The following is a 12894-nucleotide window of genomic DNA, read 5'->3' on the forward strand; positions in this document are numbered from 1 at the left end:
CGGAACCAATTCCGGGATTTCTCCCGTAATATCACGATCAGGTAACGTCTACCAGCCGGTAGCCCACGCCCCGGACCGTCTCGATGGTCCGGGTGCCGAACGGGACGTCGATCTTGCGCCGCAGGTACCCGATGTAGACCTCGACGACGTTCTCGTCGCCGTCGTAGTGCGCGTCCCAGACGTGGCCGAGGATCTCGTTCTTCGTCAACGCGGTTCCCGGGCGCCGCAACAGGAACTCCAGCAGTCCGAACTCGCGCGCGGTCAGCTCGATCCGCGTCTGTCCCCTGTGGACGGTCCGGGCCGACGGGTCGAGCCGCAGGTCGCCCGCCTCCAGCACGGCGGGGCGCGCCGGCGCGCCGCGGCGCAGCAGCGCGCGCAGCCGGGCGATCAGCACGACGAAGGAGAACGGCTTGGACAGGTAGTCGTCGGCGCCGAGGTCGAACGCGTCGGCTTCGTCGTACTCGCCGTCCTTCGCGGTGAGCATCAGCACCGGCGTCCAGTTTTCGGCCGCGCGCAGGCGTTTGAGCACCTCGTAGCCGGACAGCTCGGGCAGCATGATGTCGAGCACGACGACGTCGTGCTCCTGCTCGGTCGCCCGCCAGAGGCCTTCCCGGCCCGTGTGCGCGACGTCGACGGTGAAGCCCTCAGCGACCAGGCCGCGCCGCAGCGTCTCCGCGAACTCGCGCTCGTCTTCCACGATCAGCAGCCGCACTAGTCCTCCTCCGGCAGTTCGAGCACCGGCAGCTCGAGCACGAACCGCGCGCCCGGCCCGTCCGACGCGGCGTACCGCGCGCTTCCGCCGTGGCGCGCCGCGATCCCCGCGACGATCGGCAGGCCCAGCCCAGTACCGCCGTGTTCGCGCTGCCGCGAGGCGTCGAGCCGGACGAACCGTTCGAAGATCCGGTCGCGGTCGGCTTCCGCGACGCCGGGGCCGTCGTCGCTCACCTCGACCACGGCGAGGTCGCCGCGCACCGAGCTGGCCACCCGGATGTGCGTGCGCGCGTGCCCGCGGGCGTTGTCGACCAGGTTCCGCACCGCCCGCCGCAGCTGGGCCTCGCTGCCGCGGACCTTCGCCGGCCCGGCGCGGACCTCGACGTCCAGCCCGCATTCGCCGCGGACCCGCTCGGCCTCGGCGCGCACGATGTCGTCGAGGTCGACCTCGGTGCGCGACGGCCGGTCGGTCGTGTCGTCGGTGCGGGCGAGCATGAGCAGGTCGTCGACGAGCTCCCGCAGCCGCGCGGTTTCGCGGGCGATCACCGGCACCAGGTCCCCGGTGCTTTCCGGGTGCATCCCGGAGACGTCGAGCGCCGTGCTGATCGTCGAAAGCGGCGAGCGCAGTTCGTGGCTGGCGTCCGCGACGAACCGGCGTTGCGCCGCCTGCGCCGACGCGAGCCGCCCGAGCATCTCGTTGAGCGTCACGGCCAGCCGGTGCACCTCGTCGCCGCCCGGCGGCAGCGGAACGCGGGCGGCGAGGTCGCGCGTCGAGATCTCGGCGACGGTCCGGCGCATCCGCTCGACCGGGCGCAGCGCCGAGCCGACCGCGCGGTAGACGGCCAGGCCGGAGATCGCCAGCAGCGGGATCGCGATCAGCCCGAGCAGCAGCGTCAGGCGCGTCGACGCCTCGGTCACCGGCTCCAGCGACCGCGCGGAGATCACCGTGTACGGCCCGCCCGGCCCGTTGACCTGCTGCGACACGACGCGGTAGTCGTCGCTGTCGCCGTTGAGCCCGAGCGGGAGGGTCTCGATGGCCTCCTGCCCGACCGCCGGGCGGGCGGCGGTCAGCGGCGGGTGCCCGACGATCGCCGGGTCGCTCGCGATCGGCACGCCCTGGGCGTTCAGCACCTGGGTGACGGCCTCGGTGTCGCCGGTGCTGGCGACGTCGGACGCGCTCAGGTCGCGCGCGCCCTCGCGGACGAGCTGGATGGCGACCTGGCGGCCGGTGCTGCGGGCACTCTCGGTGACGCTGCGGTCGAGCGACTCTTCGAGCAGCACGACGACCACCGCGAGCGCGGCGGCGATGGCCAGCGCGAGCGCGAAGACGGCCACCGCGGTGGTCCGCATCCGCACGCCGGTCGCGGCGATCAGTTTCACCGACTCAGCGTAACCACGCGGAGCCGTCGTCACGACGTCCGCCGACGGCGCGTGGCGGTGAGCCGCTCCCCGCGCAGCCGGTCGACTTCGGGCAGCGCCAGCGGCGGCAACGGGTGCCCGGCCGTCCACGCCAGCAACTGGTCCGCCAGCGCGGGGTTGCGGGCGAGCGCCGGGCCGTGCAGGTAGGTGCCGACGACGTGGCCGGTGACCGCGCCTTCGGTGCCGTCCCCGTTGCCGGTGCCGCGCACGACCTGCCCGAGCGGCTCGCTGTCGGCGCCGAGCACGCTGACGCCGAGGTGGTTCTCGAAGCCGGTGAGCGGCTCGCCGATCCGCGGCGACGTCGCGATCAGCTCGGCGACAGCCCGCCGCGGCCCGGGCCCGGTGGTGACGTCGAGCAGGCCGAGGCCGTCGTGGTCGACACCGTCGAGCCCGCGGAAGCGGGTGCCGAGCACCTGCAGGCCGGCGCAGACGCCGAAGACGACCGCGTCCGGGGACAGGGCCCGCCGGTACTTCCGCAGGTGGGCCGCGGCGAGGGCCTGCGCGCCGTCCTCGCCGCCGCCGAGCAGGTAAAGATCCAAAGTGGACGGCACCGGCTCGCCGAGCCCGACCGGCACGACTTCGGCGTCGAACCCGCGCCAGCGCAGCCGCTGGCAGAGGACCTGCGCGTTGCCGGTGTCGCCGTAGGTGCCGAGCACCTCGGGCAGCAAGAGTCCGATGTGGACGGTTGAGTCAGGCACCGGGCAGCCTGCCGACGAGGTCGCGGAAGGCGGTGTAGTTGGCGACGAGCTCGACGCCGCCGGGCGGCAGCGCGTCGATCGCGGCGACCGGGTCGGGCTCGGCCCAGTGCGCGACCTCGGCGTAGCAGAGCCGGACGGCGAGGTCGGCGCGGCGCTCGCCGGTGACGACGACCTGGCGGCCGCGCAGCCGTTCGAAGTGGACGTCCCAGAGCCAGGACAGGTCGCGGCCGTCGGCTTCCTGAGCGTTGACGGCGACGACGACCGGGGTGTCTTCGTCGAGCACGCGCAGCGTCTCCACCCAGCCGGCGGGGTTCTTGGCGAGCATGAGCCGCACGGAGTGCCGCGACCGCCGGATGGTCCGGTAGCGGCCGCCGATGTCGGTGATGGTCCGCAGCCGCGCGGCGGCGGTGTGCGGCGGAACCCCGAGCCGGTGCGCGGCGGCGAGCGCGAAGGCGGCGTTCGCGCGGTTCGCGTCGCCGGGCAGCCGGAGGTCCAGGTCGACCTGGCGGCCGCCGGGGGTGCGGACGAGGTCGCCGTCGAGGGTCCAGGCGGGCTCGGGGCGGGCGAGGCCGCAGGCGCAGCTCCAGTGGTCCTTGGTGTGGGCGATCAGGCCGTCGCAGCGCGGGCAGGCGGTGGAGTCGCCGGTCCAGCGCCGTCCGGTGGCGACCCAGAGCCGCTTGCCGGCCACGGTCGCCGCGGAGGTGACGAGAACGTCGTCGGAATTGGCGACGATCGTGGTTTCGGGATGGTTCTCGATCGCTTTGCGGAGATCTTTTTCGGTGGACCGGACTTCACCGACGCGGTCGAGCTGGTCGCGGCTGAGGTTGAGCAGGACGAGAACGGCGGGGTTCAGCTGGTCGGCGACCCAGGGGACGTAGGTTTCATCGACTTCGAGAACGGCGTAGGGCGCTTCGGGGCGCGCGGCGAGGGCGGCGAGAACGCCGTCGGGCATGTTCGCGCCACCGCTGTTGGCGGCGACCTCGGCGAGGGCTTCGAGGGCCTTCGTGATCATGAGGGCGGTGGTGGTCTTGCCGTTGGTGCCGGTGACGAGCACGACGGTCCGCTCCCGGCCGAGGTTGTTGAGCGCCTTCGGATCGAGCGCCAGAGCGACCCGGCCACCGATGACCCCGCCCTGGCCGACGCCGGCGCTGCGCGAGAGCCAGGCGGTGAGACGCCCGGCGGACACGGACGCGCGGGTACGGAGGGGGCTGCGGGCGGACACCGGGTGGATGGTGCTCGGTGGGCGCTGTGAGTTCGCTGAGTCCGTGACCCGGGCCACCGGTCGGGCCGCGTGGCTGTGGCTTTGCGTGGTCGCCGACCACCCGACCGGCCGCCTGCCTGCCCGGCTGCTCGCCTGCCTGGCCCCCTACCTCGCCAGCCTGGCCGCCTGCCTGCCCGGCCGCCCGGCTGGCTGGCTGCCTGCCCGGCCCCCTGCCTGCCTGCGCCTGCCTGCCGGCCCGGCCGCCTGCCTGCGCCTGCCTGCCTGCCTGCCCAAGCCGCCTGCCTGCCTGCCCGGCCGCCTACCTCGCCAGCCCGGCCGCCTGCCTGCCCGGCCCCTGCCTGGCCAGCCCGGCCGCCGCCCGGCCGCCGCCCGTCCGCCTGGCCGCCTGCCTGCCCGGCCGCCCGGCTGGCTGGCTGGCTGCCTGCCCTGCCCCTGCCTGCCTGCGCCTGCCTGGCCGGCCGCCTGTCTGCCTGCCCGGCCGCCTGCCTGCCTGCGCCTGCCTGGCCAGCCCGGCCGCCATCCGTCCGCCTGGCCGCCTGCCCGGCTGCCCGGCCGCCACCTGTCCGCCTGGCCGCCGCCCGTCCGCGGCCCCGCCCTTCCCTGGGGGGCGTCCCCGCTTCCAGCGTATCGACCCCCTCGGACAAAAAGGCGCCGAATGCTGCTCCCCAAGCCCGGTTGTCCACATTACGGCCGCCCTGTTGACAACTCCTCTACTCCCTTCACGAGCCATTCACGAATCTGAACCGGCGCCTGTCGAACTTGTCGAACGCCCCCGGAACAGGCTCCGCAACCGCCATAGGTAGGAAACTTAACCATCGGAGGTTGTACCAATTAGCACGCGCAAGTAACCGCATTCTCCGTGAAGCGTTTCAAGATCTTCCGCACATACATCGGAGGTGTTACCGTCCAACCCCACCCAGCGGAAATGCGTACCGCTGAGCGGAAACCGGGAACGTCCAACGGAGGGCAGCGTGGGACCGGAGCGCGGGCTGGAGAACAGCGGAACTCTCGAACGCGGGCTCGCGGTGCTCGAGCACGTGGGTCGGCACCAGGAGATTTCCACCAATGCGATCGCGCGGCAACTGGGGCTTTCCCGCAGTGCCGCCTACCGCATCGTCGGCACCCTGAAGAGCCTCGAATACCTCGAAGCGGACCAGGTCACCGGGCGGGTGCGGCTCGGCACGCGGCTGGTCGAACTCGGGGCGCGGGCCATGGCGGCCACCGATCTGCACCGCTGTGCGCCCCGGTACCTCGCCTCGCTCGCCGAACGGTCCGGGGAGACCACCTACCTCGCCGTTCCCGACAACGACACCATGGTCTACGTCGCCACCGAACGCAGTGCCAGCGCCGTCACGCTCGCCTGCCGGCTGGGCACCCGGCGGCCGCAGCACGCCACCTCGCTCGGGAAAGCCTGGCTCGCCGCGCTGCCCGAAGCCGACCGGGCCGAGCGCGTGCGGCGCATGAAACTGGACTCGCTCACGCTCAGGACGATCAACGATCCGCTGCGCCTGCTCGACGAGCTCGCCCGGACCAGCCGCCGCGGGTGGGCGGTTGACGAGGTCGAGAACGAGCCGGACGTCGGGTGCGTCGCCGCCGCCGTGCGGGACCACTCCGGGCGGCCCATCGCCGCCATCAGCATCGCCGGGCCCGCGCCGCGCGTGCTGCGCCGGCTCGACGAGCTCGGTGCCTCCGTCGCCGGGACCGCCGCCGCCCTTTCGCTGCGGCTCGGGTACGTCCGGGGGCAGCGGGCATGACCTGGATCCAGGACTACCAGCCGGCGGGCGGCCTGTGGCTCTCCGCGCTGCTCGCCGCGCTCCCGATCGTCGTGCTGCTGGTCGCGCTCGGTGTCGTCCGCCTCTCCGCGCACCTTTCGGCCGCCCTCGCGCTGGTCACCGCGCTCGGCGTCGCGTTGCTGCTGTACCGGATGCCGGCCGCGCTCGCGTTCGACTCCGCGGCCATGGGCGTCGTCTTCGGCGTGTGGTCGGTCGCGTGGATCGCGTTCCACGCCGTCTACTTCCACAACGTCACCGTCGCCACCGGCCGGTTCGACGCCATCAAGCGCGTCCTCGCCGGCTTCAGCGAAGACCGCCGGCTGCAGGCGCTGCTCATCGCGTTCGGCTTCGGCGCGCTGCTCGAAGGGGTCGCGGGTGGCGGGTCACCGATCGCCATCACCGCCGCGATGATGGCCGCGCTCGGGTTTCCGCCGGTGAAGGCCGTCGTGCTGGCGCTGCTGGCGAACACCGCGCCGGTCGCGTTCGGCGGGCTCGGCAACCCGCTGATCGTGCTCGGCAGGCTGACCGCGCCGATCATGCACCTCAAGCAGGACCAGGCGACCGAGCTGTTCTCGGCGGCCGTCGGCCGCCAGGTTCCGGTGCTGGCGTTGATCATCCCCGCGTTCCTGGTCGTCGTCCTCGCCGGCTGGAAGCGCATGCTCGAGGTGTGGCCCGCGGTGCTGACCGCCGGGCTCGCGTTCGCGGCCATGCAGTTCGTCGCGTCCAACTACATCAGCGCGAGCCTGGTCGACGTCCTCGCCGCGCTCACCGCGATGGCCGCGCTGTGGGTGCTGACGCGGTTCTGGCAGCCGTCCTCGGTGTGGCGTTTCGAAGGCGAAGAAAGCGCTGTCAAGAGTCTCGGCGCGGCGCAGTCCCAACGCGGCGCGCTCTACGCGTGGATGCCCTACATCATCCTGATCCTGGCGATCTTCCTGTCCCGCGTCGGCACGATCTTCAAGAACCTCCCGGTCTGGCTGGACCTGACGAAGCTGCTGCACAAGGCCGACTGGGTCTTCGCCTGGCCGGGGCTGCACAACCACGTCGTCCAGCACCCGCCGATCACCGCGAAGAACGCGCCGTACGCGGCGACGTTCACGGTCGACTTCCTGTTCTCACCGGGCACGGTCGCGCTGATCGCGGCGGTGATCGCCGGCTTCGCGATGGGCGCGCGGCCGGGGCTGCTGCTCAAGACGTACCGCGAAACGCTGTTCCAGATGCGCTGGGCGCTGGCGACGATCTTCATGATCCTGGCGATCGCGTTCGTGATGAACTACTCGGGCGCGACGCAGACGCTGGGCCTGGCCCTGGCGACGACGGGCGCGGTCTTCCCGCTGTTCTCGGCCTACATCGGCTGGCTGGGCGTGTTCCTGACCGGCTCGGACGCGTCCACGAACAGCCTGTTCGGCCCCATGCAGGTGATTTCGGCCCAGCAGCTGAACCTGAACCCGATCCTGGCCGGCGCGACGAACACCTCGGGCGGCGTGATGGGCAAGATGATCTCGCCGCAGAACCTCTCGATCGGCGCGACGGCGATCGGCCAGAGCGGCAAGGAAGGGTCGCTGCTGCGCCAGACTTTCCTGTGGTCGCTGCTGCTGACCGCGGTCGTCGGGGTCATCTCCCTGCTCCAGGCGACGATCCTGACGGCGATGATCCCGACGCCCTAGGCTGGGCGGCATGACTTCCGACGGGTTGGCCGCGTTCGGCTACGAGCTGGGGCTGCTGAAGCGCGTCCGGCGGTCGGGCTGGTGGCACGCGGGGGTCCGCGACCCGGAGTCGGTGGGCGAGCACAGCCTGCGGGCGGCCCAGCTGGCGGCGCTGATCGCGGCGGAGGAGGGAGCGTCGCCGGAGCGGGCGGCGTTCCTGGCGCTGTGGCACGACACGCAGGAGACCCGGACGGGTGACCTGCCGCTGACGGCGGTCGACTACCTGAAGAAGCCCGAACCGCGGGCGATCACGGCGGACCAGACGGCGGGGCTGCCTTCGCGGTCCCGTGAGCTGGTCCGGGCGGCGGTGGACGAGTACGAGACCCGCGAGTCGGCGGAAGCGTTGTGCGCCAAGGACGCCGACAAGCTGGAGATGCTGCTGCAGGCGCTGGAGTACCGGGACGTCGGGGTGCGGCGGGTGGACGAGTGGATCGAGTCGGCGCGGAAGGGGCTCACCACGGAGACCGCGAAGCGGGTCGCGGAAGCCGCGTTGACGCTGTCACCGATGGCTTGGCGGGACCGCTAGTCGCTCATCGCCGCGGAGCTGATCGTCCCGTCGGCGACGCTGTGCCCGATCAGGCTGTGCGCTTGGCGGAACCGCTTGCGCGACTGGGCGAACAGGTAACCGTCGGCCAGCAGGACCGCGGCGATGATGATCGCCTTGAGCCACGCCGACGCGGTCAGGTTCACGCACACCGCCACGGCGAGCACCGGCAGCGGCAGCAGGATGGCGTCGCGGAATTCGCTCTCCGCCTTGAACCGGCTGTACTCCGCGAACAACTCGGGCTTCGCGACGATCAGCCGCGGGGACACGTGCAGGACCTCGCGCACCGCGTCGAGCGCGATCCGGTCGACCTCGTGCGGGTCGATGCCGCGCGGCGTGGCGTCGGAAGCCAGCTGCTCCTGCCGCTGCCGGTGCTCCTGCCGGATTCGGCCGCGCATGCGGTCTACGGTCCGGCCGCTCACCGGCCGGAACACGGACAGCGGGCCACTGGGTAGGTGGTCGAGGTCCGCCGCGGTGAGCCGGTGCAGGTAGGCCTGGCTCAGCCGGCCGAAGGTCGCCGCGACGAGGCTGCCGGTCACCTCGCCGATCAGCAGGCACAGCACGCTGATCGCCGCGAGCCGGCCGCCGGCCCCGAACAGCTCCAGCAGCTCCAGCGCCGGCCGGCCCAGCAGTCCGGCCGACGGCGGGTGGTAGTGGCCGATCAGCAGCCAGCCGGCGCAGAACCACATGTAGCCCGCCACCAGCGCGCTACGGACTTCCCGGAACCCGGGTAGCAGCGAGGCGAGCACGGCGTCAGCGGCCCACCGCTTTCGCGCGGTCCAGCAGCAGCGCCCGCTCTCGCGCGTTCTCCGTCATCTCCGCCGCTCGCCGGAACTCCTGCTCCGCCTCCTCGAGCCGGCCCAGTTTCTGCAGCAGATCTCCCCGGACGCTCGGGAGCAGGTGGTACTCCTTCAGCGCCGGGTCGTCGGCCACCGCGTCCACCACCGCCAAGCCCGCCGCCGGGCCGTCCGCCATCGCCACCGCCACCCCGCGGTTCAGCTCGATCACCGGGGACGGCTGGAGCTTCCCGAGCCCCTCGTACAACGCCGCGATCCGGGCCCAGTCCGTTTCGTCGGCGGTGCGGGCGCGGGCGTGGCACGCCGCGATCGCCGCTTGGGCCGAATACGGGCCGTACGCGCCGTTGGCGATCTGCTCCGACAGCGTCAGCGCCGCCAGGCCGTGCTGGATCAGGAACCGGTCCCAGCGGGTGCGGTCCTGGTCGAGCAGCAGCACCGGCTCGCCGTTCGGGCCGGTGCGGGCCTTCGACCGCGACGACTGCAGCTCCATCAGCGCGACCAGGCCGTGCACCTCGGACTCCCCCGGCATCAGCCCGGCCAGCACGCGGCCGAGGCGCATCGCCTCCTCGCACAGCGCCGGGCGCATCCAGTCGTCGCCGCGGGTGGCCGAATAGCCCTCGTTGAACACCAGGTAGATGACCTCGAGCACGGACGACAGCCGGGCGACGCGCTCGTCGCCCTCCGGGACTTCGAACGGCACCTTCGCCGCGGCGAGGGCCTTCTTCGCGCGCACGATCCGCTGCGCGATCGTCGACTCGCGGACCAGGAACGCGCGCGCGATCTCGTCCGTGGTCAGGCCGCCGAGCATCCGCAGCGTCAGCGCGACGCGGGCCTGCGTGTTCAGCACCGGGTGACAGGCGACGAACAGCAGGCGCAGCAGGTCGTCCTCGATGTGGTCGTCGAGCGCGGCGTCGAAGTCGGGCAGGACGCCCTCCCCGACCCGCTCGCCGCGGCCGACCTCCTCGAGCTTCTCCGCGTACCGCTCGTTGCGGCGGAACTGGTCGATCGCGCGGCGCTTGGCGATGGTCATGAGCCACGCGCCGGGGTTGCGCGGCACGCCGGACTCGGGCCACTGCTCCAGCGCCGCGACGAGCGCGTCCTGCGCCAGCTCCTCGGCGAGCCCGACGTCGCCGCGCGCCATGCGGGCCAGGCCCGCGATGAGCCGCGGCGACTCGATCCGCCACACCGTCTCGACCGTTCTCTGGGCGTCCGCAACCGTCACCCGGCCATTCGACAGGGTGATCGGATGCGGTGCAACCCACTACTCGCTGATGGGGCGGATCTCGATGACACCGCCCTTCGCCTCGGGGTTCGGCGCGCGCTTCATCAGCGCGACGACGTCCTCGAGGGATTCTCCGTTCAGCACCCAGATCCCGGCGACGAGTTCCTTCGACTCGGCGAAGGGGCCGTCGATGACCTTCGGCTCGGCGTGTCCTTCGAAGAGGACGCGCACGCCCTCGGAACTCGGGGTCAGCCCTTCGGCGAGGACGATCCGGCCGTCGTTCAGCAGTTCCTCGTTGAACTTCGACATCGTCTCCAGCTCTTCGCGGCTGGGTCCGACGCCGGCTTCGGACTCCGGGCTGCCCTTGACCATCACCAGGAAGCGCATCACGCCTCCTTGGCGCTCTGCGCGCGAAGCCGTCCTTCCAACTCCTCGACCTCGGGCGTCATGTTCTCGAAGTCGGACGCCTCGGCGACGCGCCGGATCTCGACGACACCGGCCTGGCCGTCGGGGTTCGGCATCCGCTTGATCCACTCGACGCACTCGTCGCGGTCGCGGCACTGGAGGATCCAGAAACCGCCGACGAGCTCCTTGGTCTCGGCGAACGGACCGTCGACGACCTTGGGGGTCTCCGAGCCCGAGAAGACGACCCGGGCGCCTTCCGAACTGGGCGTGAGGCCCTCGCCGGCGAGCAGGACGCCGGCCTTGACCAGCTCCTCGTTGAACTTCCCCATCTCGGCCAGCAGCTCGGCGCTCGGGCCGTGCCCGGCCTCGGACTCCTCGTTCGCCTTGACGATCACCATGAACCGCACAGCGGTCTCCCTTCGCTCGTTTGCTGCCTACGCGTCGAACGGCCACGCCCCGGATCGACAACGTCCGCCGGAAAACTTCCGCGCGGGAAAACTAGCAGCTCAGGGCCGGTCCGGGCGGGCAATTCGGACAGGGGAGAATCGTCAGCCGTGGCGGTACTCCCCGACGACCTCTCCTCCGCGCTCGACGACGAGCTGGCCCGGCACCCGCTGACCCGGCTGACGCAGTCCGTCGACCGGCTGAGCACGCGCTACCGCCAAGGTGACGCGGCGACCTCACCCATCCTCACCTCCGACGCCGACGTCGCCGCATACGCCGGCTACCGGATGCCGGCGACGTACGCCGCTGTACACGCGGTGCTCGCCGAAGCCGCTTCGCGCGCTCCCGGCTTCGAGCCGCGGACCCAGATCGACGTCGGCGGTGGAACCGGTGCCGCGGTCTGGGCCGCCGCCGCGGTGTGGCCGTCACTGGCGAAGTGCACGGTCCTGGAGCAGGTCGCCGGGGCCATCGGCCTGGGCAAGCGGCTCGCGGCGGGCGCTTCGCTGCCGGCGGTCCGGGACGCGCAGTGGCGGCGCGGGTTCGTCGACCCGGCCGCGCCGCCGCCGGACGCCGACCTTGTGACGCTGTCGTACGTGCTCGGCGAACTGCCGGAGGCCACCCGCGCGGACGTGGTGCGCTGGCTGGCCGGGTCGGCCGGGGCGGTTGCCCTGATCGAGCCGGGGACGCCGGCGGGGTACGAACGGATCCGCGCCGCCCGCGCGCAGCTGATCGAGCTGGGCCTGCATGTGGTGGCACCGTGCCCGCACGACGCGGCGTGCCCGATCGTGCCGGGCGAGGACTGGTGCCACTTCGCCGCGCGGCTCCCCCGCTCGGGCCTGCACCGGCGGCTCAAGGCGGGCACGCTCGGGTTCGAGGACGAGAAGTTCGCCTACGTCGTCGCTTCGCGGTCGGTGCCGGAGCGGCCGTCCGCGCGGATCATCCGGCACCCGAAGAAGCACAAGGGCTGGGTGGCGCTCGATTTGTGCACGGCGGCCGACGGGTTGGCGCCCGGCGTGGCGGTCTCGAAGAAGCAGGGCCCGCGGTACCGGGCTGCCCGCGACGCGGAATGGGGGGACGGGTGGTGACGGTCCCGGCGTCCGGGTGTTGAACTAAGGCATCCGGACGGTCCGCAGGAACGCCGGCAACAGCCACGGCCGCGGCCCGCCGATCCGCACCCCACCACCGAGCACCGCGCGCACGCGGGAAACCCGGCCGAACATCATCGGCACCAGCACCGAGGGGTCGAACGTCAACCGCACGTCCGCCGTCCCGTCGGGCTCCTCGAACCGCAACCTTCCGTGCTGCAGCGCCAGCACGCCCGGCGTCGTCGAAGCCGACCGGAACTCCACCGCGATCCGGCGCGGGGATGGGGTCGCGTCGTCGAGCAGGCGGCCCATGTCGTTGCGCACCATGCCGAACAGGAACAGCTCCAGGAACAACGCCTCGTGCTCCGCCGGGACCGGCCACGGCCGACGGACCGCGCGGGCGATGTCCAAGCCGTGGATCAGCATCTCGTTGACCAGGTGCGCGAGCACCCCGGCCACCGGTACGCGCGAACCGCCCAGCCACCACACCGGCTTCTCCGGGTCCAGGTCCTGGCTGACCAGCAGCACCTCCGCGATGTCCGCGCGCAGCCGCTCGGCCAGCCGGACCGGGCCGCGTTCCGGGTAGAGCTCGAGCGCCAGCGCGTTCATCAGCGAAATCGTGTCGACGCTCGCCGTGTCGATCGGCTCCGCCAGGCCCGGCAGCGGCAGCGGACCGCCGTCGCCGCGGATCATCGCCGTGTACATCAGCGCGATCATCCCCACGTGGGCCGCCGTTTCGGCGATCGTCCACGCGCCGAGGGACCTCGCGTTCCCGTCCCGCACGCCGGCCACCAGGTCCGCGAACCGGGCGCCGGTCTCCGGCAGCGCCGCGCGCACCGCCCGCCACTTTTCGACCGTCACGGGTTCGACGG

The 12894-nt window shown here is 72.4% G+C and carries 13 protein-coding genes; 4 read left to right on the forward strand and 9 right to left on the reverse strand.

Annotated elements, in window-relative coordinates:
- Nucleotides 1–37: 37 nt before the first annotated feature.
- From ACWEVP_RS25215 to ACWEVP_RS25230, 4 genes are read right to left on the reverse strand one after another with little or no spacing between them, the layout of a single operon-like run.
- Nucleotides 38–712, reverse strand: coding sequence for a response regulator transcription factor (locus ACWEVP_RS25215; RefSeq protein ID WP_452065022.1), 675 nt, complete (start codon nt 710–712; stop codon nt 38–40).
- Nucleotides 712–2091, reverse strand: coding sequence for an ATP-binding protein (locus tag ACWEVP_RS25220; RefSeq protein WP_452065023.1), 1380 nt, complete (start codon nt 2089–2091; stop codon nt 712–714). The genes ACWEVP_RS25215 and ACWEVP_RS25220 overlap by 1 nt, the downstream gene beginning before the upstream one ends.
- Nucleotides 2092–2120: 29 nt before the next feature.
- Entirely contained in the window at nt 2121–2828 is a 708-nt protein-coding gene (locus ACWEVP_RS25225) for a type 1 glutamine amidotransferase (RefSeq protein ID WP_452065024.1), read from the reverse strand.
- Nucleotides 2821–4014 (reverse strand): MurT ligase domain-containing protein, encoded by a 1194-nt coding sequence (locus ACWEVP_RS25230; RefSeq protein ID WP_452065025.1) that lies wholly within the window; start codon nt 4012–4014, stop codon nt 2821–2823. Before ACWEVP_RS25230 ends, ACWEVP_RS25225 begins: the two co-directional genes overlap by 8 nt.
- A 1007-nt stretch (nt 4015–5021) precedes the next feature.
- Here ACWEVP_RS25230 and ACWEVP_RS25235 point away from each other — a divergent pair.
- The 3 genes from ACWEVP_RS25235 to ACWEVP_RS25245 are packed head-to-tail and all read left to right on the forward strand — an operon-like array spanning nt 5022 to nt 8051.
- Nucleotides 5022–5804 carry an IclR family transcriptional regulator gene (locus tag ACWEVP_RS25235; RefSeq protein WP_452065026.1) on the forward strand — a complete coding sequence of 261 codons (783 nt, stop codon included), beginning with the start codon at nt 5022–5024 and terminating at the stop codon, nt 5802–5804.
- Nucleotides 5801–7486: an L-lactate permease gene (locus tag ACWEVP_RS25240; RefSeq protein WP_452065027.1), complete on the forward strand. Its 1686-nt coding sequence runs from the start codon at nt 5801–5803 to the stop codon at nt 7484–7486. Before ACWEVP_RS25235 ends, ACWEVP_RS25240 begins: the two co-directional genes overlap by 4 nt.
- A 10-nt stretch (nt 7487–7496) precedes the next feature.
- Nucleotides 7497–8051 carry an HD domain-containing protein gene (locus ACWEVP_RS25245; protein WP_452065028.1) on the forward strand — a complete coding sequence of 185 codons (555 nt, stop codon included), beginning with the start codon at nt 7497–7499 and terminating at the stop codon, nt 8049–8051.
- Here ACWEVP_RS25245 and ACWEVP_RS25250 read toward each other — a convergent pair.
- The 4 genes from ACWEVP_RS25250 to ACWEVP_RS25265 are packed head-to-tail and all read right to left on the reverse strand — an operon-like array spanning nt 8048 to nt 10900.
- A complete protein-coding gene (locus ACWEVP_RS25250) occupies nt 8048–8818 on the reverse strand; it encodes a hypothetical protein (RefSeq protein WP_452065029.1) in 771 nt (256 codons plus the stop codon). The genes ACWEVP_RS25245 and ACWEVP_RS25250 overlap by 4 nt on opposite strands.
- Before the next feature lie 4 nt (nt 8819–8822).
- A complete protein-coding gene (locus ACWEVP_RS25255) occupies nt 8823–10088 on the reverse strand; it encodes an RNA polymerase sigma factor (RefSeq protein WP_452065030.1) in 1266 nt (421 codons plus the stop codon).
- Nucleotides 10089–10127: 39 nt separating this feature from the next.
- Entirely contained in the window at nt 10128–10475 is a 348-nt protein-coding gene (locus tag ACWEVP_RS25260) for a YciI family protein (protein WP_452065031.1), read from the reverse strand.
- Nucleotides 10475–10900, reverse strand: coding sequence for a YciI family protein (locus tag ACWEVP_RS25265; protein WP_452065032.1), 426 nt, complete (start codon nt 10898–10900; stop codon nt 10475–10477). Before ACWEVP_RS25265 ends, ACWEVP_RS25260 begins: the two co-directional genes overlap by 1 nt.
- 147 nt (nt 10901–11047) lie before the next feature.
- Between ACWEVP_RS25265 and ACWEVP_RS25270 the strand changes: the two genes are divergently transcribed.
- Nucleotides 11048–12022 (forward strand): small ribosomal subunit Rsm22 family protein, encoded by a 975-nt coding sequence (locus tag ACWEVP_RS25270; protein ID WP_452065033.1) that lies wholly within the window; start codon nt 11048–11050, stop codon nt 12020–12022.
- A 24-nt stretch (nt 12023–12046) separates the two neighbouring features.
- Here ACWEVP_RS25270 and ACWEVP_RS25275 read toward each other — a convergent pair whose 3' ends face one another.
- Nucleotides 12047–12883 carry a maleylpyruvate isomerase N-terminal domain-containing protein gene (locus ACWEVP_RS25275; RefSeq protein WP_452065034.1) on the reverse strand — a complete coding sequence of 279 codons (837 nt, stop codon included), beginning with the start codon at nt 12881–12883 and terminating at the stop codon, nt 12047–12049.
- Between the last annotated feature and the right edge of the window lie 11 nt (nt 12884–12894).

Source organism: Amycolatopsis sp. NPDC003865 (genome assembly GCF_053605345.1).